Here is a 20,889-nt window from a genome sequence, read left to right on the forward strand (position 1 = left end):
GACCCTTAAGAAATCACCACCTGGCCAGCCTTTGATGGCCCAGGCCCTCGATGGCCCTGAACCCGTGGACCGCTGCCGTGGGCAGTCGGATTCGGCCTTTCGACTGCTCAGTCCTCAGAACCTCCGCCCTTTCCGGTTTCTGGCGACCGCGCCTGATCCGGCAACGGCGTCGTCGGCACGACGATCCGCGCGAACCGGACGCCGCCGCGTTCGTATGAGTCGGTGATCACCGCCTCTGGCGACAGGAAGGGGTGCTGCACGACCGCAACATCGCCGAGCCGACGTCCGGGAAGGGAGTCGAACAGCGTATCGGGCAACCCGGCGCCGAACTGCAGTTCCCCGTCATAAAGGCCTAGGTTGGTGGAGCGGTCGTGGATATCGGCGGTGATGACCCCTTCCTTCCACATGAGGGTCGCGGTCCACCGTCCGTTACCGAAGCGGATGGCGAACTGGTTCAGCGGCAGGAGCTGCCGAATGGCCGTGCCGGTTTCCACGCCCGCCTCGGCCAGGACGAGCCGGGCCGTCTCGTCGATCCAGCCGGCCCACCCATTCGCCCGCAGCCGGGCGAGGCTCGCCACCCGGCGCTCGTGGACGGTCAGCGCGGTGGTCAGCCCCGAATGCTCCTTCGAGCCGACCATGCGCCGCAGCGGCAGCACACGGCGTGTCAGGTCGTGACCGAGGATCTCGACGTCGAGCCCGACACGGACGTCGCCGGGGCCGCCGGTCGAGAACGTCATGGCGGTCAGCCGCGACGGAGAGAATGTGTCGTCGCACTCGCCGATGGCCTCGAGCGCCCGTTTCCTCGCGGCGTCGACGGCCGCCGTTGCGGCGCGGCGGTGCAACTCGATGCCGTCGAGGACGTCCTGCACCTCCCGCGCGACGATATGCGGGTTGAGCACACCCATGTCCCCGGAGCCGAGGTTGTGGTGCAGCTGGGCGCCTCCAAAGCCGGGAGCCGGGTCCGAACGCAGCGCAGGCCAGTTCGACGGATGCCCGTCGTGGTCCAGCGGCCCGGGATGGAGCGGGCCGAGTTCGGCCGCGGCCGGTCCGGAGAGCAGCTCGGACACTTCGTTCGCGAGCGTCGCGGCGGATCGCGCCCGCGCTCCGGGGTCGCCGAACCGATGGTGCGTCTCGATGTGGGTGTTCGCGTCATGCTCGATCATCGTCGTGGTCCTTGTAGAGAGTTGGGCGGCGCCCGCGCCCGGTCGCAGCTGGCGGCGGCCGGACGCGGGCGACCGTGGTCACTCCGCCAGGGGCAGCGGCTCGGGCGCCGCGCGGGACTTGCGCAGGTGCACCACCGCGAGCATCGCCTTGTTCCTGGGCAGGAAGTCGACGTAGTGCTGCTCGACAGTGCGCGCGGTGTCCTGGATCGCCCAGGCCGCGATGTAGATGTCGCCGGTCGTTCGCAGCAGCGACGTGGCGATGATGTGGCGTACGGCGTGCAGCCCGTGCGGCAGGACGTTCTCGGTGCCGGTCTCCGCGTCGGCGTCGTGCGCGAGGAAACGGCCGGTTAGGGAGCGGTAGACGTTGCTCAGCCCCGCCGCGGAGAGGGCCTTGCCCTTGTTGCCGATGAACAGGGCGTCGGAGGTTCGTCCGTTGAGGAGGTACGGCCGGCCGCGCGCCATGTAGTCGTCGAGCAGGGCATAGAGACCGTCCTCGTCGTCCAGCGTGAAGTCGTAGTCCTGCGCGTTGGCGAAGAAGGGACTGCTGAAGTTCTTGAACCGGCTGGAGGGGATGACGATCCTCCAGCGCACCGACTTGTCCTTGGCCTCCTCGCGCCGGAGCGTCGGCTCGTCACCCGCCACGGTGAACATCAGCGTTGCGGCGCGCAGCCCGGTCTGCAGGACGACGAGCGTGAGAATGCAGTTGCGGGTGTGCCGGTGGCGGTCCACCATCCCGAGCGGTCTGGAGGCGAGCATCTTCCGCACGTCGGCCATGTAGGGCACCATGGGGTCGTGCTCTGCGAGATAGCCCTTGAGCGGCTTGAACGGCAAGCGCAGCTTCTTCCGCTTGGGGTCGCCGGGGCGCATCTCCTCGATGTCCTCGAGCAGGTAGGCGTGGGTCTCGCCGACCGCGACCTGCCAGTTCTCCACGAAGGCGTCGAGGTCGAGGAAGACGTCGCCCTGGGCGAGAGCGCCTTCCTTGTCCCACCACTCCTGGAAGCGCACGAGGTACTCCTGGTATTCGGTCTTCCAGACCAACCCCGTTTCCGGCTTCAGGAAGTCTGCGGCGTGCTGCAGCGTCTGCGCGATGGTCGGCGCGAAGCGGCCGCCCGACCGCCGTTTCCGCCAGTGGGCGAAGGCGGTGAGGAGGTCGATCACCAGGAAGAGCGCCGGGTGGATGAGCTCGATGGGCATGCCCAGCCCGGGTTCGGCGATAAAGTCCGCTTCTTCCTGCGCCGTCGGTCCCGTCGCGTCTGCGTTCGGACCGCCCGGGACGTCGCCCTCGTCCTTCGGCTTCGCACGCTCTCTCACGAGGAAGCCGAAATAGTAGCCGAGCATGCGTTCCGCCATCCGCTCCGTCAGGGGCCGCCAGCTGCGGTCCTCCTCGCGCTTGGCGTTCGAGCGTTCCGCCTTCGACGGCCGCTTGCCGGGCAGGCGGAGATCCGCCTCGCGATACGGGCGGACCTCGTTGAGTTCCGGGGTGTGCTCGATCCAGGCGTCCTGCATCACCTTCGGCCACTTTGCGAACGGCAGCCGGTAGCGATCGCGGATCTGGCTGGAGAGGCGATTGGCGAACTCCGTTTCCTGCCGGACGTGGTGGGACCACTTCGCCCGCGCGATGGCGAGCTGCTCGTCGGGCGACTTGGTCGCGAAGTCGTCGGGCAGGTTCTTGCTCACTCCCTTGAGGCCGTGATCGCTGAGCTTGAGCTCGAAGCGGCGCGACTGCCACTCCTTGGTCAGGAGCCGCGTGAGCGTCCCGGGCAGCACCCTCAGCAGTTTCTCGAGAGCGAGGATGTGGGACGCCGATTCGACGGTCGGGAAGGCCAGACCGTGGAGCCAGTTGTGGGCGCGGGCCCCGACGGTCCTGATGATCTGGTAGGCGCTGATGCCGACCTCGGCGGCGAGGATCCTGATCGCGGTGGCGAACGTGTTGGGGAGCGGCTTCTCGGACCGCACGGCGTCATAGTATCCGATCCACCGCTGGATCTGGCTCGCCCAGCCCGACCCGAAGCCCTTGGGCCGCGAGGCGATGGCGCGCCTGATGCGGTCGGGCAGGTCGAGCGGCACGAGATCGCTGGTCTTGCCCCCCAGCTTGGGCAGGCCCAGGAACTGGGTGAGCGCGCGGACTGTGATGCGGGCCGTGTTCGCGGGGTCGGCGTGCTCCAATGCCTTAGCCTCCGCCTCCCTGGCTTTGCGCCCGAACTCCTTTAGGTCCTTGATAGTGAACCGCCGCCCCGCGACCATCGGGTGGGGGACGAGCGCCTTCCCGTTGCGGGCGTCCTCCATCGCCTGCAGGTTCTCGGCGGCCAGCGAACCGCCGACGATGTCCCGGACCGTCACGCCGGCGCCTTCGGCGACCTGCACCGCGTCGATCATCGTCGGGTGGAGGGGATCGGCGGGCATCTTGCCCTTGAGCCGCTTCAGCTCGAGCGCCAGGAGGGCAGGCACCGCGGCGTTCCGCAGGGTCGGGTCCCAGTGGGTGGTCGGCGCGACGACCGCTTCGCCGGGCACGCCGATCGCGCGGTCGATGGAGCGCAGGAACGCCTTGCGCCGCTCGTTGAGGTCCTTCGGCTTGCAGCCGATCTCTTCGCACGCGCGACGCCAGCAGTAGCGGCCGCTCGGTCCGTTGAGCGGCAGGCCGAAACCACGCTCCTTCATCGCGATCGCGTAGAACCCGATGAGCACGTCGACGGGCTCGCCGTCGGGCTTGCTGAACGCCTCCCCGTCGTCCGGCAGCAGGTCCTCCAGGCCGACCAGGGCGACGCGGATCGCGTCGGTCAGTTTCGCACCGGCGTGGCCGATGTGCTCGAGGATGGAAATGGAGGCGACGCCGTGGTTGCTGACCGGCGGCCGCAGTCCGTGCTGTACGATCCATGCGCGATACGCGTCGATCTTGCGCAGGATGCGGGCCTCCAGGTGCTTCGTCGGCGACCCGGCGAACTCTTTCTCGGCGTCGATCCCGGCACAGGCGGCCACCAACGCGGGCTTGGCGGCTCGCATGAGCCTGCCGAGCTGCGCGCCACGGAGGATGGTGGGTTTGTCGGACGCGTTACCGGCGAAGTTCTCGCTCTTGCTGACCATGTTCATCTCAACTTCTCCTTGAACGGATCGTGGTGGCCCCGCGTCGCTTGGGGGCGGCGCGGGGCGTGTGGGTTCGTCGGTGTGGTGGTTGCCGCTCATTCCTCTTCGCGGCGGCGGAGCGGGCAGTCCGCGCAGCGGGTCTCGGGGCGCCCGGTCACGCGGGCGGCGAGCCATTCGTCCAGGTCGCTGACCCGGTAGCGTATCGCGCCCTTCAGGATGACGACCCAAGGCGGGCCACCTCCCACCACCCTGGCTTTCTCAAGCGTGCTGGCGGCCAGCCCGACGTGGTGTGCCGCCTCGGGTGTCTTCAGGACCGCGGAGGGCGGCCATCTCTTTCTCGGCATGGTGTGCTCCCTTGTTGCCGGGAGCCGGATCGACAGGATCGCCTATCGTTTGCAGATGCGGGGATTGGCCGCGTCCTGAGGTCGTGGGGCACGAGGGTGCGGGGAGGCCCGTGCGACCTTGCCGCACCCGCTTTCATCTGGTGGTGGGGAGATTGTTTGGCGCGACTCGGGAGGTGCCACGGTCCGCTGATGCCGGCTGCCCGACGAGGTCGTTCGCGCGGGACGGCAAGCGACGTCGCGGCCGCACGATGGAGCAGGTGTCGTGCACGGGATCGCAGGCGAGCGGCTGCCGCCGTCTGCTAGGCCGCCTTAAATTCGGCCTTCGTCTTCCCTCGGCGGCCGGCGCGGGAGCGATCCGCGTGGTCGCCCTTCGGTGGCATCGACGCGAGGTTAGGGATGGAGACCGAGGTTTTGACGGCTGAGGGCATCGTCGGGTTTGCGGCCGTCGCCACTTTTTCGTCGTCCGACGCCCTGAATTGCAGCGCTTTTTCCCATACCTTTTCGAAGATGCGCTTGGTCATGAAGGGGCCGAACTCGGCGATCGCTTCGTCTTGGAAATCCTTCTTCACCATGTTCCCGTCCTTGTCCTCGTTGAACCTCCCGATGAGCCAGGGGACGACCGCGGCGACGAACTTGTTCGTATCGTCGATGTTCAGCGTCGGATGCAGGCTTGGCATCAGCAGTTTCAGCACGCGCTGCGCGCTTCCTTCCGGATCGAGCGCCAGCTTGTTGCCGGCAATCGCGCTGAGGTTGGCGAGCACGATCTCGCCGAGTTCCTCAGCCGGTCCGCGTTCCTCGGTCGGCGCGATCATGTCCGCGATCGCATGGACGCGCTCCATCAGGGCGGCCTCGGTCTTGCCGACGAAGACCCAGTGTGGATGGAGGCGGCGCGACCGGTAGCGCCGCTGCATGGTGCCGGTCGCAACGGCCGTGCGCACGACGGCGTTGGTCCATTCGGCGCTTCCGATCGGCAAGAGAGCGCCGCCGCCGACCGGCATGGCGCTAGCCACGACGCCGCCGCTCATGAGCGCCTGGGCGATGTCCGCGACGACGATGTCGCGGAAGGTCGAGCAGAAGTCGGGGGACAGGTGCAGGTCCAGCGCGGTCACCTCGTAGCGCCGCTCCATGAGCGTCGCGGCGAGATCGACGATGAATCGCTGTCCTTCTGCCGCAGGCCACGTCGCGTTCTCGACGTAGATTTCCCATGGATCCAGCGTGCCCACATCTATCGGTTCACCCATTCCGTCCGCCTCGTGTTCGATCTCCGCGGCGACGCTATCGGACGTGGGTTAATGGTGTCTCAAGCGCGGCGCGTCGGTCAGGTCGGTAGCGTGCCAGGGGGTCAGGCCCTGATGCCAGACGGACTTGGCGTCGCTGCGGCCGTTTCCGCTCGCGCCGATCCCGCGCTGCCGCCATAGTGCCGCTGTGCAGATCGGGGCGATTCGAGAGGTTGGCGAGCGGATAAGGCGGCGGCGGACTGACCGCGGCCTTTCCCAGGCCGAGCTCGCCGACCTGGCCGATCTCGACCGCCTCTACCTTTCTAGATTGGAGCGGGGCCTGCAGAACCCATCCCTGCTGGTGCTGTTCCGCCTTGGTCTTGAGCTCGGCATCGGGTTGTCCGAGCTCGTGGACGGCGTCGTTCTGGACGCTGAGGAGATCCGGGCTGTGAAGCGGCTGTCACGCGGGCCCGGAAGTCGCGCTACCGACGCGGGGGCCGCCGAAGACTGACGCTGCGCTGGGTGCAAAGTAGGTAAGCGACGGAGCGACGGCCCTATCAAGTATGGACGTCCGCCGGGGTACTGCGGCGATGGCGTGGAAGTAAACTGCGAGAACAAGTCTTTTTCTCCCTCATCCGGTGCATTCGCACCGCACAGTTCCTGAACTCTTCCACTGCTTGCAACGCCGCTGTCGGCCTAGCCGACGCTCCGGGGGCGTGCCCGATGATCAGCGCCTGGCTATGGGTATCCGGAAGGCGTCGATCGGGTGTCGGAGTGTCATCCAGGCGGACGCTCGCGTCGTCAGGGGTAGGAATGATCGGGACGGAAGGTAGTGGACCAGGTTTCAGGTGAAGCTGTCGTAATTGTCGATGACCAATAGCATATGCGCTCCATAGCGGATCGCAGCCGCGGCGGGACAGCGTTGCGCTCGTTTGAGCCCGACACCGCGGTTGAAACCCTGGCGGCAACCATGGAGCAGGCAGAATGGAGGGAGCGGAGCGGATGACCGAGCACGGGAGATGGTTCACCGGTTCGGCCGACGGCCTGATCCCTTTGATCTTCACGGAACTCGAGCAGGGCACGCTCGCCGAGATAATCACCTTCGCGAGGGATCCCGCGAACCGCGATCGGGAGTTGCTCCATTGCATCGACGGTGCCGGAACCGCCCTCATCGGTTCATCGACCGGATACAGGAGCGCGCCCGTGACCGACGAGATGAATGATGCTGCGACCGGTGGGCCGGTCCGGTACTGGCACAACCATCCGTCACAGGATTCCATAAGCCAGAGCGACTGGATCCTGGCTGCCACCAGGTCGACGATCGAGATCTTCGCCGTGAACGAGGTCGGTTCCTCGTTCGCGGGCCGCATACTTTCGTGGCGCGACGGGATGTCGGACGTCATCGCGAACTTCGCCGACATCAGTGAGACGGTTGAGCGAGGTGCCGCGGACGCCATGAAGGTCGCAAGGATCGACTTCGCGGACATCGTCGCCTTCTCCCACCGCACCGTGCACGTTGTGAACCTGGCGATGGCGCGAGCCGGGCTGGTGGAATACTCCTACCGCTTCATGAGGGAAGACGCTGCGCTCATGGCGCGCGCTGAGGCGGGTGGCTTCGTCGCGACGGGGATCGCGTCGGCTAGCGCCGAGATCAGACGCGTATGCGCTGCGGAGGTCCACACCCCACCTTCCACATCGGCTCCCTGATCCCTACCGCAGGAACTTGACGGGTCGTCGGCCGTCGACGGGGTGCGGTGCATGCGACCGGACACTCTGTCGGCGAACCGCAAATGGACAGAGCGCCGTCGAATCAGGATTCGTCGAGCTGGATCGCGGCGAAGCGGTCCGGGCGATATCGGCGGAGCCACAGCGCGAACCCGATTCCGGCCACCATCGCGACCAGGATGCCGATCGGAAGCCGATTGACCACCGGGTTATGGCTGCCGCTGAGGAATTCGAAGTTCTTGATCGCGAAGTACAGCGCCACCAGCAGCCCGAGAAAAGCCAGGATCGGCGCGATCACGTGCTGCCACAAGTGCCGCTCGGGGTGTTTGCGGAAATAGGAGACGACCGCCAGGCTGGTGAGGGCCTGCATGAACATCACACCGACCGCAGCGAAGCCCAGGGCGATCAGGCCGAGTCCGAGCATCGGGTGCAGCCCGAGATAAGCGGCGCTCGTGAACACGACGAGCGCAACGACCGAGACCGTGGCGCTGGCCGCGGTCGGTGATCCATGGACAGGATGCGCGCGACCGAGGACACGGGGCAGGCAGCCTTGGCGGCCGAGGACGAAAAGATAGCGCGCAGCCACGTTGTGCATCGATAGGACGGTGGCGAACATGCTGGTAACCAGTGCGGTCTGGATGATCGTCGTGAACGCGCCGCTCACATATCGGTCGCTGAGCTTGAAGTAGATGAGCCCGACGTCCGCTTCCGGTATGCCTTTGATCTTGTCGGGCCCGATCCCGCCCACCGTGATCCACGACGTGACGAAGTAGAAGATGCCTATGATGAGGATCGCGATATAGGTCGCCCGGGCCACCGATTTCTGCGGTGACTTGGCCTCCTCCGAGAACAGCGCAGCCGACTCGATGCCGAAATAGCACGTGAACGCGAGCAGGATGGCGACGCCGGGCGCGCCACCTGTAAGGCCGGTGATGTCCAGTGATTGGATGGGGAACGCCGCGCTGCCAAGCCGTCCGACGAGGACCGCGTCGAAGAAGAGCAGCAGCAAGAATTCGATGACGATGACGACTAGCACCACCCGGGCACTGAAGTCGATCTGGCGAAGGCCGAAGAAACCGATGATGATCCAGGCGATCAGCGAGTAGATCACCCAATGCAGGTGGACCCCCAGCAAGTCGCTGAACGTGGTCTGCATCATGTAGCCGAGATAGCCGAATCCCCCCGGCACGAACATGGTGTAAGACACCACCGCGACGCCGGCCGCTCCCAAGCCCATGACCGGACCAAGTCCGCGCGCGATGTAGGTGTAGAATGCGCCGCCGGTCACAACTTCCCGGCTGAACGCGGAATAGCCCACCGCAAACAGTGCCGTGACGACCGTGGCGACCACGAAGGCAAGTGGAAGCGCCGTTCCGCTACCGAACACCAGCGCTACCGGAAGCACACCGATGACGCAGGCAAGCGGCGCGACGGCTGCGATGACGAAGACCGCGAGCCGAAACGTGCTCAGGGACCGTGGCAGCGCAACGGGTTGGCCCTCGGACAAGGATCTGCCCGACCCGGACGAGGCGGCCTCATTTGCTTGCGTCATTCGGAACTCCATAAAGCGGCCAATGTTACGTCGGATGCCGATCCTGGCGGCCGTCTCCGGTTTCGCGAGCTCTCCGATGCGGACGCGCTCAGCGCGTCGCCGCATCGCCCCGGCCGGCCGGAAGTGTCTTTCGAGATCCTCGCCAGATCAAAGTCTCGCATCCGCCCCGCCCGTTGTGTCCACGCTCGACTTCGCACGTGAGATCTAGATCGGCGCTGGGCAGGCTTTTACTCTCAACCTCGCCACCGGACCCGACCAGCGTCACCGTCGCGGTTGTGTAACAATTTCATCACGCCCTGCAAGAACTTTATTCAGATGCTCATTTCATGCAGATCTACAGCGTGGTTGCCGAAGCCGGATCAGGACTGGGATATATTGCATTAACTAGCTGATAATACGGTAATATTTATATGACGGAGCCACGAGATGACGCAGCGGCGCGACAAGCTCCGTCCTCTTTCCCGCAAGTTGACAGTCTTCTAAATTATGCATTAGAACAATTAAATCAGGGGTGATCGAGCTGATCTGCATCTGGGGCAGACAGTGGGATTTTATGTGGCGTTCGTGGGGATCGCGCTGGGGTAACGAACAGCGGGCGCGAGGAGCGCTCTGACCGAGCGGTGTGCGACCTGCGAAGCGGGTCCGCGCTCAAGGTCGGCGAGACGAGAAGTGCGCAAAGAGGGAAAAAGGGAGAGGTACAATGATCGCTCGAATTACACGCGGCTCGGCCCGAACCGCACTCGCGGTTTCGCTCGCTTCGCTTTCACTCGGATTCTCGACGGCGGCTTACGCGCAGGACGCTGCTCCGCCCAAGGCCGACAACGCGCAAACTTCAGGTGATGGCGATATCGTCGTCACCGCACAACGGCGCGAGCAACGTCTCCAGGACGTCCCGGTAGCCATCTCCGCGTTCGGCGGTGAGTCGATCGAGAAGCGCCAGGCGGTCCAGGTCGGCGATTTGATGAGGCTATCGCCTAATACTCAGGTCGCCACTCCATTCGGTGAGGGCGGCCCGCCCAACTTCGTCATTAGGGGCATCTCTTCAACCGACTATTCCGCCAACCAGAGCAAGCCGATCGCGATCTATGTCGACGAGGGCATCCGCGGACTATCCACCTTCGAGACGATGCCGCTTTTTGACATTGAGCGCGTGGAGGTGCTTCGCGGTCCACAGGGCACGCTCTACGGAAAAAACGCGACCGGCGGCGCCGTGAACATCGTGACGAAGAAGCCGGGCTTCGACACCGAAGGGTACATGACCGGTGCCTACGGTAACTTCAATCGCGTTCGGTTGCAGGGCGCGGTGCAAACGCCGTTGATCCGCGATATTTTGTCGGTCCGCTTCGCCGCACTGTATGTCCACGACACCGGCGTTCTCGAAAACGTAACCCCTGGGCTAGGCAACCTGGATCAGACGGACGTCTTCGCCTTCCGCGGCTCGCTGCAGTTCGAGCCCTCGAGCACCTTCAAGGCGACGCTGCGGTTTAACCATGTCAGGAGCGGTGGCCGCAATTATGCGCCATTCGCCGCGAACATCAACTTCAACGATCCGGCGATCCTTTTCCCTGGCAATAACCTGTCCGGCCTTCCCGGTGCGAACCGAAACGGCCTGGGCTTCTTCCAGACGGCGACGACAGACACGCCTAAGCGGACAATTCAAAGCGACGGGCTGAACCTGATCATGAACTGGGACGTGGCCGACCACCTCAGGCTGACTTCAGTGACGACCTACGACTGGGGCACTTGGGTCGATGTCGGAGACGATGACGGGCTTCCCATCAAGGCTGACGACCCGATCTTCACCTTCGGTCGGAATATCAAGCAATTCGTTCAGGAGTTGAGGCTCGCGACGTCCTTTAGCGGGCCCTTAAACGTTCAGGCGGGTCTTTTCTATTCGAAGGACTCCGTCAACGCAGGGTTTGACTACTCGCTTCTCACGGATCCCGGTTGCGGCCCGGCATGTAGCTTTGGATTCACACCGACCGGTACGGGCTTCGTTCAGTCGAACAGCTTCAGGCAGGATCGCAAGAGCTATGCAGCCTATCTCCGCGGCGACCTCGAGATAACCAAAACGGTTTCGATATATGGCGGCGTGCGCTTCAGTCGCGACAAGGTGGCCGTATCAAACTTCAATGCCTTTCTAGGCGACAATGTGGATCGCGCTGCGGTCCAGACCATAAGCGACTATGCCGATCGCCGCACCTTCAACAACACCAGCTTCGAAGTCGGCGCCAATTGGAAGCCCTCGAAAGATGTTCTGGTCTACGCTTCCATGCGCGAAGGCTACCGTAGCGGCGCTGTGAATGCGCAGGCGTTCAGTGACCCGTCCGAAATCACCTTCGCGCCCCCCGAAACCGCGCGGACCTATGAACTCGGCTTCAAGACCACATTGCTGGATCGCGCGCTGACGATCAACGGCTCGGTTTTCCAGACGGATTACAACAACCAGCAGGTCGTCGTGACCGAGGCGGGTGGGCTGTTTCCGCTGCGTTCGATCAGCGGCGCACGTGTTCGGGGTTTCGAAGGCGAGATAACCGCGCGGCCAGTTGATCGGGTGACGCTTGGCGTCGGCGTCGGTGTGCTGGATCCCAAGTATAACGACAATGCAACCGTATCGGGTTCGAGCGGCACGAATGTCGCCGGGAATCAGATATCTAATTCCGCGAAGTTCAACCTCAACCTCACGGGCGCGGTCGTGCTCGCGAAGCTGGACAAAGGCACGGTCGATTTCAACATCGACGCCTCCTACAGTTCGCGCATCTATTTCGATATCGCGCAGACTGAATCGATTTCCCAGAAGGGCTACTGGGTATCCAACGCCCGTTTGGCCTATAACGGCGATCGCTTCTCCGTCGGCGCAGGTGTCAAGAACCTCTTCAACGAGAAGTATTACGCCTACGGTTTGGCGCTCAGGTTCGCAGGGTTTGACTACCTCATCCGAGGGACGCCGCGCACATACAGCGTCGACGCCACCATCCGGTTCTGATCGGGCAGAGGTCGAGAAATACTCTGCCGACCTCGCCTCCCCGCTGCGTCTTCGCAGTGGGGAGGACGCGGATCGAACGGGACGACCTAGTGTTCGGCTCGGACAAGGCTCAGTGGCCTGGTCCCGCTAGGGCCCCTTCGCTCCACTCCTGCAGTACAACCTTTCGCCGCACATGTTCGACACGATCGATCCCCGGGGCGATTTCGGCGCGAAATGGAACTGAACGGCGGGATGATTGATGCAAAGGTCGTTGTGGGCGGCCGGTGCGGAAGGGAGTGAAGGATCGTCATCGCGCAGCCAGAAATAGGGCGGTCGCAGAATTTTCCCGACATCGCTGTGACTTGTCGGGCGCGGACACTGCCGATCCGGATACGCCGACGCGGGAAGTGTGTCGAGGAGGCGAGTCCGCATCAATTACGGGGGATCAGCAGTATACCGTGCCATAGCGATGATTCTATTGAGGTATTTGCGACTGCTCGGGTTGCGGAGCCGGGTCGTCGAGGCGCGGTTCTGCCCGACGCGCGACCGAGCGACGCAGGCGGCCAATTTCCCTTGTATTTATACGTCTGACGAAATACCAAGAGGGCCGAGGAAATGGAGACCCAAATGAGGACCTTTCGCATCGGCCAGATCGTGCCGAGCTCCAACGTCACTATGGAAACGGAGATCCCGGCGCTGCTGCGCGCGCGCGAGGCGATTTCACCCGAGCGGTTCACGTTCCATTCTTCGCGCATGCGGATGAAGCATGTGACGAAAGAGGAACTGGCTGCGATGGATGGGGCGAGCGACCGCTGCGCCCTCGAGCTGTCCGACGCCGCGGTCGACGTGATGGGCTATGCCTGCCTCGTGGCGATCATGTCGATGGGGCACGGTTATCACCGCGAGTCTCAGGCGCGCCTCCATCAGGTCACGGTCGAGAACGGTAAGCCAGCACCCGTCGTCTCTTCAGCCGGGGCGCTCGTCGATGGCATCAAGGCCATTGGCGCGAAGAAGGTCGCCATCGTCGCCCCCTACATGAAGCCGCTGACGGAGATGGTCGTGAACTACATCCGCAGCGAAGGCGTCGAGGTGGCCCAATGGCGCGCGCTTGAGATTTCCGACAATCTGGCGGTCGCCGCGCACGATCCCGCGCGTCTTCCGGGAATTGTCGCCGGCATGGACCGGATCGGGGAGGTTGATGCGGTCGTCCTGTCAGCATGCGTCCAGATGCCATCATTGCCGGCCGTCTCCATCGTCGAGGCGCAGGTCGGCAAGCCGGTGCTGACGGCGGCGATCGCCACGACCTGGGCAATGCTCAGGTCGCTCGATCTCGACACGCGGGTTCCCGGCGGCGGCACCCTCCTCTCCGGCGCCTATCGGGGGGATGCCGATGCGCGGCTATAACGTCCACGCGAACGGCATCCGCCATCACCTGATCAAGCATGGCGACGGGGGTCCGCAGATGCTGCTGATCCCGGGGATCACGTCGCCTGCGGTCACCTGGGACTTCGTTGCCGGACCCCTTTCGGCGGACTTCGAGGTCCATGTCCTCGACGTGAGGGGGCGCGGGCTCAGTCAGGGTGGAGATCTCGATTACTCGCTCAACGCGATGGCGGACGATGCCGTCGCTCTTGTCGAGGCGCTCGGAATGGACGCGCCGGTCGTGCTCGGCCATTCGATGGGCGCGCGCACCGCGATCCGTGCGGCACGCAAGGCGCCAAAGGCATTCGGAGGATTGATCCTCGCCGACCCGCCGGTGAGCGGACCCGGCCGGCGCGCCTATCCGTCGGCCTGGCCTTGGTACGAGGAATCGATACTGCTGGCGCAGCGCGGGTGTTCGGCTGAGGACATGAAGGCCTTCTGTCCCAGTTGGACCGAAGAGCAGCGCGCGTTGCGGGCGGAATGGCTTCATACCTGTGAGCTTCGTGCGATCGACGTCGCCTATAAGGGTTTTCACACCGACAACATTCACGGCGATCTGCCGCATCTCGATGTGCCGATGCGTCTTGTGGTGGCCGGGGCCTCTCCGGTGATCGAAGATGGCGACATCGCTGAGATTAGAGGTCTCGCACCCGGAATAGAGGTCACGACGGTCGAGGGTGCGGGACACATGATCCCCTGGGACGACCTCGACGGCTTTTTGAGCGCCGTCAGCGATTTCAGAATCTGATAGGATTGGAACGCCCGCAATGGATCCCGCGAGCTTCATCGAAATTTGCCTGCATCAGCTCAAGATGTCCGGAGTACGTGCGGACGAGCGGCTGGTCGTGCTCACGCAGGGCGACGAGCGCCTCGACTATGCCGACGCCTTCCTCGCCGCCGGCAGGACGCTGGGCGCGAACATCTTTCACATGCGACTTCCCGCGCCTTCGCTGAAGTCGGGGTGGGCGGTCGGGCAGACGCCGCTTGCAAGCATGCCGGAGGCTGTCGAGGCCCTCAAGAACGCCGACATGCTGATCGATTGCATATTTCTGCTGTTCTCGCCCGAACAGATGGCGATCCAGGCGGCCGGCACCCGCGTCCTGACCGTGGTCGAGCCGCCAGCGCTGCTTGCGCGCATGTTGCCGAGTCTTGAACTGCGCGAGAAGGTCGAGCTGGCGGGCGCATTGCTGTCGCAGGCGACATCGATGCACATCACATCACCCCATGGGACAGACGTGGTGTATACGCTCGGCACATATCCAACCGTCACGGAATATGCCTGTACCGATCAGCCGGGCCGATGGGACCATTGGCCTTCGGGTTTCGTGTTCACCGGTGGCAACGATGATGGCGTGGACGGTCAGATCGTCGTCGGACCGGGTGACGTGCTCCTGCCGCAGAACATCTACGTTCGCGAACCCATCGTCTACACGATCGAGCGGGGTTGGATCACGGACATCCGCGGCGGGCTGGAGGCTGAACTGGTCAAGTCCTACATGGCCGACTTCGAGGACAGTCGCGGATTTGCGATGAGCCATATCGGCTGGGGGATGAATCCGGACGCCAAGTGGCACCGGATGACACCGGGCGAATTCCCAGGCGGGATGGGAATGGAGCCGCGCAGCTACCTCGGCAACGTCCTGTTCTCCACTGGGCCCAACAACGAACTCGGCGGGTCGAACGACACGGCGTGCCATCTTGATATTCCCATGCGCGGCTGCTCGCTCTTCCTCGACGACGAACCGGTACTGATCGATGGCGAAATCGTGGTCAGGGACCTTCGATCCGACCGTAACGGCAGTTCGGAAACACGGGGAGGCAAGGTTTTCGATGTCGCAGGATGAGGTCTACGACAAGGCTGGGTTCGGTCGCAGTGCACCCAGGGGGACGCGTCCGGCGGTGATCGTTGTCGATTTCTCCTACGGCTTCACCGACACACGTTATCCTACTGCTGCAGATATGCAGGCCGAGATTGCCGCGACGCGGCGGCTGACCGATCTCGCCCGCGAACGGGGCTTCCCCGTCATCTACACCACGATCTCGTATCAACCATGGGAGGCCCAGGTGCTTCCCTGGCTTCGCAAGGCGACCGGGATGCAAGCGTTGATGGCGGGCACGAGGCTAGTCGAAATCGATAGCTCGACCGGCATCACCGATATCGATCCCGTCATCGTCAAGCATGGCGCGTCGGCATTCCATGGCACCAACCTCGCCGGCCTGCTCGCCGCGGCCGGCGTGGACACGCTCATCGTTACCGGTGCGACCACGTCCGGATGCGTCCGCGCCACGGTCGTCGATGCCGTGCAATCGGGCTTCATCGTTCTTGTGCCGCGCGACTGCTGCGCCGATCGGGCGGCCGCGCCGCACGAGGCCAATCTTTACGACATCGACCAGAAATATGGCGACGTCATCAGCGTCGATGACGCCTTGGACTGGCTGGGCCAGACTAAGGTGTCGGACGGGCATGGCTTGTATAATGAAGGAGAGGGAGTTCGATGACCCAGCATGTGATTGTCGCCGGCTCGGGCCCTACCGGCCTGCTTACCGCCATCGGCCTCGCGAAGGCGGGCACGCGGGTCACGATCCTGGAGGCCGAGGCAAAGCTCAACGACAGTCCGCGGGCGCTGGTCTACCATTACCCGGTGCTGCCGTTTCTCGAGAAGATGGGACTGCTGCAGGACTGCGTGAAGGAAGGCTTTCTCCGCCAGACCTTCGGCTGGCACATCCACAGCACGGGCGAGATGATCGAGTGGGCAGGTTCGCCGGCCTACGAGGATGGTCAGGCCCTGCATTTGCACCAAGGCCTGCTCTCGCAGATTCTGGCCCGGCACGTCGCGACGCTTCCCAATATCGAGATCCGCTACGAGGCGCGCCTTCAGGGATGCAGCCAGCATGCTGACGGCGTGATCGTCTCATTGGATGGACCGGGTGGACCCGAGACCTTGGAAGGCGACTTCCTTGTCGGTGCCGACGGTGCGAACAGCGAGGTCCGCAAGACGGTTCTCGGCGTGCAATTCTATGGTGTGACGTGGCCAAACCGTTACATCGCGACGAACACCAAAATCGACCTATCGTCGGCGGGATACGCACCGACGGTTATGCAGATCGACCAGAAGCATGGTGCGGTCATCTGCAAGATCGATCAGTCGGACGTCTGGCGCGTCACCTTCGTGGAGGATCCGGACCTGCCCATCGAGGGGCTGTCCGAGCGCATCGACGACATGTTCGCCGATCATTTGCCTGACCTGCCGTACGAGGTCATCGCCGCGTCGCCCTACCGCATGCATCAGCGCGTCGCGGACAAGATGCGCGTAGGCCGCGTCATCCTCGTGGGCGATGCCGCGCATGTGACCAATCCGACCGGAGGTCTCGGTCTCACGGGCGGGATGTTCGATGCCTTCGCTTTGATCGAAGCGCTGAATCGGATCATCCACGACGGTGCCGATCACGACATCCTGGAATTCTACGAACAGGATCGCCGCCGCATATTCACCGAGATCACGTCGCCGCGCGCATCGCAGAACCTGCGCAACCTCTATTATCTCAAGGAGGGTCAGGAGAAGGAAGACCGTATCCGGTTCCTTCGCGATGTCGCTGGGGATCGGGAACTCATCAAGAGGGAGCTCAGCTTTACCGAGCAGTTGATCACCCGTTTCTGAATCCATCGTGGAACACTATCGGCTCACGGACTTCGGCGGGCGTTTCCTGACCAGCGAACCCGTCCACGCGGACGGCAAGGTCTGGCCGGGCGTCAGCGCATATGTCGAATGGTTCGTACCGGTAGGCGCGCGATCGGTATCCGTCCTTTTTGTCCATGGCGGGGGCGGGCAGGGGTCTGAGTTCCTGCGGACGCCCGATGGTCGGCCAGGCTGGGCGCACGACTTTCTGCGCGCGGGCTATCCGGTCTACATCCTCGATCGGCCTGGTCACGGTCGCTGCGCCTGGAACGAAAGGGCGCTTGGTCCGGCCTTACCGCTTCCCGACTATGGAACGCTCTACCCTCGTTTCGTCGAACCGGCCCGGCATGATCTGTGGCCCGAAGCGGCGAAGCATGCTCGCTGGCCCCAGGACCCGTCGGCCGGCGACCGGTTCATGGCCAGCCAAGGGCCGATGGCGACCACGCTTGCCGCGAGCCAGCGTCATGTCGAGGCCATCGCCGACCCGCTGTTCGAGCTGACCGGATCCACCATCATCGTCAGCCATTCGGCGGGCGGCCCGTGCGGCTGGGCCCTTGCAGCCAAGGGCGGCGACCAGGTCGCGGCGATCGTCGCGATCGAGCCGCTCGGGTTTCCCGGGATGGTCCATCCGCTCGGCACGTTCGACAACGGGCTCTGTGCATTGCCCTATGCGGGCGTGGCGGATCCGTTCGACCGACCCGTGGCAATCGTCACGGGTGAGGCGACTTGGATGCGCGACGCGAATGCGCGAGCCGCGGCCTTCATCCGCGGGCTAGGGAATGTTTTCGAGCATATTCAGCTTGAGGACCATGGCGTTGGCGGCAATGGACACATGTTGATGAGTGAGTTAAACAGCGCGTCTATCGCGGATCTGCTTGTCGCGTGGATCGGGCGGAACGTCCGCGGATAGGCTCTCCTCCTGGCAGCGACCCGTTCCTGGCTGGAAAAGGGTTCGAACCCGAATGCCGAAAGAGTAGAGATGGATTCGAATGCCACTGTGCCCGCCAGCGTCGCCAAGGCGGTGCGGGGAGAGAAGGGAAAGCCGGGAAGGAAGCCTGGGCGCCCTCGTAACAACGGAAAGCTGAAGGAAAAGATTCTGGATGCCGCCGAGATCGCCTTTTCGGAGGGCGGTTACACGGGTGTGAGCGTTCGCGACATCGCGGAACGCGCCGGGGTCAACCAAGGGCTGATCCGCTATTATTTCGATACCAAGGAAGCGCTTTTCGATGAGGTCTACAAGCGGCGAGGAGGGCTGCTTTCCGGACATCGTCACGTTCTGCTGGACCGCTTGCTGGAAGCCGGCGGAATTCCGCAGGTCAAGGACATCATCCGCGCCTATCTCCAGCCGCAGTGGGACCTGAAGCATAGCGGAGAGGCCGGCGCAGCGTTCGCGCGCCTGCAGTCCCGCCTGCACTCGGAGTCCGAAGAGCATGCCATGCGCCTTCGCAAGGAGGTCTACGATGCGTCGGTGAAGCGGTATGTCGATGTCCTGGTGCAGGCACTTCCGCAGATACCCCGTCGCACGATCGGCTTGCGGATGTCCTTCCTGGTCGGGACATACATGTTCATGCTGAATGACCTCGGTCGTATCGAGGACCTGACGGAAGGCGGCATCCATCATTTGTCGAAGGAGGAGATGCTCGATAACATGGTGGTATTCCTGTCTGCCGGGATGCAGTCCGAGCTGCCCTGACCCCACGTGATCGCGGCTCTGGGCAGGGCGCAGGCTGGCTAGGGGGGCGGCCGCTGGGGTCGTCGGCCAGGACCGGCGCGGAGTCTTTCCCGACCTGATCCCATCCATCCGCGGCGGCCCGCAACCGTCTCGCAGAGATCGGCGACCCGGACCAACGCCGTCGCGTCAGGTCGGACGGGACGGCGTCAGTCCGAAGATCCGGAACCCTCCTTTGAACGCTGCTTGAAGAGACCATGCAGACCTGATGCTTGGGGTTCTCATCTGATGTGTTCGGATGTCGCGAGACCGGTTTTTCAGACAATCCAGAGGGCCTCAGATCCGGCGCAGCAATATTATCCAGAAATATAATACATTCGCCGGAATTGCTCCTCGTCCGAATTGGGAACGGCGCTCGGCGCCGAGCGCGAATACATAGAGCTGTCTCGCGAACGCACGGCTCCTCGCCAAGTAAAAAGAGGCACTGGGTGGGCTCCACCCCTCGTCGGCTAGACCTCGACGCAGCGTGGTTCCGGAGACGACATTGACAGTCGTAAAATTATCCGGATAGATAATAAAAGTCCCGGTAGGTCGCTGAAATCGATCCAATTAAGCCGTTGTTCTGAAATCGCCGGAGAGCAGGGAGTGGTAATGGGCAGTATCCTAGTAACTAAGGCGCCCGGAACGACGGGGCGTCACGTAGCCAGCGGCCTCGCGACGCGCGGCATCGCGGTCAAGGCTGCATCGAGAAACCCCGCGATCCCGGTTGAGGGCGGCGCCGTCCCCGTGGTGTTCGACTGGGATGACCGCTCGACTTGGGCCGCCGCTCTGGACGGCGTCGAGGCCGTCTATGTCGTGAAGCCCGAATCCGAGGATGTCACCGGGATCATTCGCGACTTCGTGGGTCTGGCTGAGGAATCCGGGGCGGCGAGGATCGTACTCCTGTCGGAAATCGCGGCAGAAACCCGCGCCGACGACGCGCACGAGCTACAGGTCGAGCGCGTCGTCGAGCAGAGCAAACTTGACTATGCCATATTGCGGCCGAACTGGTTCATGCAGGACCTCGTCGACGAGCGCTTCTTCGGAAACCTGATCCGCGAGGACGGGATCATCGTGATGACGACCGGGGGTGCCGCAATGTCTTGGATCGACGCCAGGGATATCGCGGCCGTCGCCGTTGAACTGCTGGCCGGCGGGAGCTGCGGACGGCAGGCGCTCACGTTGACCGGCCCGGACGCGTTCACCCTCGACCAGCTTGCTACCCGGGTATCGGCATTCGCCGGCACGGCGGTGCAGCCGGTGGAGGAGACGACCGGAGCGGCGGAGGACCGGCTTAAAGCGGGCGGCGCGCCGGCTGGGTTTATCGAGTATTTCTCGAATATCGGCCGCAGCATCATCAACGGGGATACGGCTTTCGTCACCGATGCGGTCGCGCGTGTGACCGGGCAATCTCCACGAACTCTCGACGCGTTCCTTTCCGAGCACGCCGCATCTCTCCAGCGATCAAAGGGATAGGTACGATGAACGACTTCAACGAAATTCAGCTCATGCGCCAGAACGAGGAGTTGCTGCGAAAGCAGTTTGACGCTTGGGCGCGCAATGATCTCGATGCGCTGCTGTCGCTCTACAATGATGAGATGGAATACGTCGACATTCCATTCTCCGATAATCCTATTCGGGGGAAGCAGGATTTTCGGGAATATCTCCAGAGCTACAACGCGCAGTTTGTCACCGGAAGCGTTCGGGCCGAGTTCGTCAACATTATCGCCAGTGGCAAGGCGGTCGTGGGCGAATTGTCGTGCACGGCACGCTATGTCGGCGCGGGGGCGCCGGACGGTGGTGTGGAAATAACGTGGCCCGTCGTGCTGATCGATACCATCGTTAACGGCAGGGTGAGCACCGAGCACGCCCACTTCGACTCACAGGGCTTTGCAAAAGCCATCGAGCGGAGCACTGGCTCAGCGCCGATCGCAGTCGGGTGAATATCGAGGCGCAGCGCCATCCTGGTCGCAGGGCCGGGTTGGCGCGACCGTCGGCTTTGGGAACCTGACCGGATCGTGCAGCTTCGGGACGG

17 protein-coding genes are annotated in these 20,889 nt (G+C 63.7%); 12 read left to right on the forward strand and 5 right to left on the reverse strand.

Annotated elements, in window-relative coordinates; translation table 11 throughout:
• Positions 1-107: 107 nt before the first annotated feature.
• The 4 genes from ACM61V_RS04350 to ACM61V_RS04365 all read right to left on the reverse strand — a co-directional run bounded on the left by ACM61V_RS04350 (position 108) and on the right by ACM61V_RS04365 (position 5,811).
• Complete coding sequence (locus tag ACM61V_RS04350) at positions 108-1,163, reverse strand: hypothetical protein (RefSeq protein WP_419713820.1); 1,056 nt, start codon at positions 1,161-1,163, stop codon at positions 108-110.
• Positions 1,164-1,241: 78 nt separating this feature from the next.
• Positions 1,242-4,250 (reverse strand): hypothetical protein, encoded by a 3,009-nt coding sequence (locus ACM61V_RS04355; protein ID WP_137787722.1) that lies wholly within the window; start codon positions 4,248-4,250, stop codon positions 1,242-1,244.
• Positions 4,251-4,339: 89 nt separating this feature from the next.
• Positions 4,340-4,588, reverse strand: a complete 249-nt coding sequence (locus ACM61V_RS04360) for a helix-turn-helix transcriptional regulator (protein ID WP_137787721.1) — start codon at positions 4,586-4,588, stop codon at positions 4,340-4,342.
• Positions 4,589-4,887: 299 nt separating this feature from the next.
• A complete protein-coding gene (locus tag ACM61V_RS04365; protein ID WP_137787720.1) occupies positions 4,888-5,811 on the reverse strand; it encodes a hypothetical protein in 924 nt (307 codons plus the stop codon).
• Between the two features lie 142 nt (positions 5,812-5,953).
• Between ACM61V_RS04365 and ACM61V_RS04370 the strand changes: the two genes are divergently transcribed.
• Complete coding sequence (locus ACM61V_RS04370) at positions 5,954-6,316, forward strand: helix-turn-helix domain-containing protein (RefSeq protein ID WP_137787719.1); 363 nt, start codon at positions 5,954-5,956, stop codon at positions 6,314-6,316.
• A gap of 473 nt (positions 6,317-6,789) precedes the next feature.
• Positions 6,790-7,512, forward strand: a complete 723-nt coding sequence (locus tag ACM61V_RS04375; RefSeq protein WP_137787718.1) for a hypothetical protein — start codon at positions 6,790-6,792, stop codon at positions 7,510-7,512.
• Between the two features lie 103 nt (positions 7,513-7,615).
• Here ACM61V_RS04375 and ACM61V_RS04380 read toward each other — a convergent pair whose 3' ends face one another.
• Positions 7,616-9,082 carry an APC family permease gene (locus tag ACM61V_RS04380; RefSeq protein WP_171007636.1) on the reverse strand — a complete coding sequence of 489 codons (1,467 nt, stop codon included), beginning with the start codon at positions 9,080-9,082 and terminating at the stop codon, positions 7,616-7,618.
• A 700-nt stretch (positions 9,083-9,782) separates the two neighbouring features.
• On the opposite strand from ACM61V_RS04380, the gene ACM61V_RS04385 reads away from it, so the two are divergent.
• The 10 genes from ACM61V_RS04385 to ACM61V_RS04430 all read left to right on the forward strand — a co-directional run bounded on the left by ACM61V_RS04385 (position 9,783) and on the right by ACM61V_RS04430 (position 20,797).
• Positions 9,783-12,068 (forward strand): TonB-dependent receptor, encoded by a 2,286-nt coding sequence (locus tag ACM61V_RS04385; protein WP_171007635.1) that lies wholly within the window; start codon positions 9,783-9,785, stop codon positions 12,066-12,068.
• A 654-nt stretch (positions 12,069-12,722) separates the two neighbouring features.
• Positions 12,723-13,451: a maleate isomerase gene (ndpH, locus tag ACM61V_RS04390; protein ID WP_137787829.1), complete on the forward strand. Its 729-nt coding sequence runs from the start codon at positions 12,723-12,725 to the stop codon at positions 13,449-13,451.
• Positions 13,438-14,217, forward strand: a complete 780-nt coding sequence (locus ACM61V_RS04395) for an alpha/beta fold hydrolase (protein WP_137787715.1) — start codon at positions 13,438-13,440, stop codon at positions 14,215-14,217. The genes ndpH and ACM61V_RS04395 overlap by 14 nt, the downstream gene beginning before the upstream one ends.
• 19 nt (positions 14,218-14,236) lie before the next feature.
• Positions 14,237-15,313 (forward strand): 2,5-dihydroxypyridine 5,6-dioxygenase, encoded by a 1,077-nt coding sequence (gene ndpE, locus ACM61V_RS04400; RefSeq protein ID WP_137787714.1) that lies wholly within the window; start codon positions 14,237-14,239, stop codon positions 15,311-15,313.
• Positions 15,300-15,968, forward strand: a complete 669-nt coding sequence (locus ACM61V_RS04405) for an isochorismatase family protein (protein WP_137787713.1) — start codon at positions 15,300-15,302, stop codon at positions 15,966-15,968. Before ndpE ends, ACM61V_RS04405 begins: the two co-directional genes overlap by 14 nt.
• A complete protein-coding gene (locus ACM61V_RS04410; RefSeq protein ID WP_137787712.1) occupies positions 15,965-17,128 on the forward strand; it encodes an FAD-dependent oxidoreductase in 1,164 nt (387 codons plus the stop codon). Before ACM61V_RS04405 ends, ACM61V_RS04410 begins: the two co-directional genes overlap by 4 nt.
• A 7-nt stretch (positions 17,129-17,135) precedes the next feature.
• Positions 17,136-18,056 carry an alpha/beta fold hydrolase gene (locus ACM61V_RS04415; protein ID WP_137787711.1) on the forward strand — a complete coding sequence of 307 codons (921 nt, stop codon included), beginning with the start codon at positions 17,136-17,138 and terminating at the stop codon, positions 18,054-18,056.
• A gap of 87 nt (positions 18,057-18,143) precedes the next feature.
• Positions 18,144-18,839 (forward strand): TetR/AcrR family transcriptional regulator, encoded by a 696-nt coding sequence (locus ACM61V_RS04420; RefSeq protein ID WP_419713821.1) that lies wholly within the window; start codon positions 18,144-18,146, stop codon positions 18,837-18,839.
• A gap of 627 nt (positions 18,840-19,466) precedes the next feature.
• A complete protein-coding gene (locus tag ACM61V_RS04425; RefSeq protein WP_419713822.1) occupies positions 19,467-20,330 on the forward strand; it encodes an NAD(P)H-binding protein in 864 nt (287 codons plus the stop codon).
• A 5-nt stretch (positions 20,331-20,335) separates the two neighbouring features.
• Complete coding sequence (locus ACM61V_RS04430) at positions 20,336-20,797, forward strand: nuclear transport factor 2 family protein (protein WP_419713823.1); 462 nt, start codon at positions 20,336-20,338, stop codon at positions 20,795-20,797.
• The last annotated feature ends 92 nt before the right edge of the window (positions 20,798-20,889 follow it).

Origin of the sequence: Sphingomonas sp. TX0543 (assembly GCF_048565505.1) — a bacterium.
Lineage (GTDB): Bacteria > Pseudomonadota > Alphaproteobacteria > Sphingomonadales > Sphingomonadaceae > Sphingomonas.

Bases quoted from the DNA above. Each gene is read 5' to 3' on its own strand.
- ACM61V_RS04350 (WP_419713820.1), bottom strand. From the start codon at position 1,163: ATGATCGAGCATGACGCGAACACCCACATCGAGACGCACCATCGGTTC.
- ACM61V_RS04355 (WP_137787722.1), bottom strand. From the start codon at position 4,250: ATGAACATGGTCAGCAAGAGCGAGAACTTCGCCGGTAACGCGTCCGAC.
- ACM61V_RS04360 (WP_137787721.1), bottom strand. From the start codon at position 4,588: ATGCCGAGAAAGAGATGGCCGCCCTCCGCGGTCCTGAAGACACCCGAG.
- ACM61V_RS04375 (WP_137787718.1), top strand. From the start codon at position 6,790: ATGGAGGGAGCGGAGCGGATGACCGAGCACGGGAGATGGTTCACCGGT.
- ACM61V_RS04380 (WP_171007636.1), bottom strand. From the start codon at position 9,082: ATGACGCAAGCAAATGAGGCCGCCTCGTCCGGGTCGGGCAGATCCTTG.
- ACM61V_RS04385 (WP_171007635.1), top strand. From the start codon at position 9,783: ATGATCGCTCGAATTACACGCGGCTCGGCCCGAACCGCACTCGCGGTT.
- ndpH (WP_137787829.1), top strand. From the start codon at position 12,723: ATGGAAACGGAGATCCCGGCGCTGCTGCGCGCGCGCGAGGCGATTTCA.
- ACM61V_RS04395 (WP_137787715.1), top strand. From the start codon at position 13,438: ATGCGCGGCTATAACGTCCACGCGAACGGCATCCGCCATCACCTGATC.
- ndpE (WP_137787714.1), top strand. From the start codon at position 14,237: ATGGATCCCGCGAGCTTCATCGAAATTTGCCTGCATCAGCTCAAGATG.
- ACM61V_RS04405 (WP_137787713.1), top strand. From the start codon at position 15,300: ATGTCGCAGGATGAGGTCTACGACAAGGCTGGGTTCGGTCGCAGTGCA.
- ACM61V_RS04410 (WP_137787712.1), top strand. From the start codon at position 15,965: ATGACCCAGCATGTGATTGTCGCCGGCTCGGGCCCTACCGGCCTGCTT.
- ACM61V_RS04425 (WP_419713822.1), top strand. From the start codon at position 19,467: ATGGGCAGTATCCTAGTAACTAAGGCGCCCGGAACGACGGGGCGTCAC.
- ACM61V_RS04430 (WP_419713823.1), top strand. From the start codon at position 20,336: ATGAACGACTTCAACGAAATTCAGCTCATGCGCCAGAACGAGGAGTTG.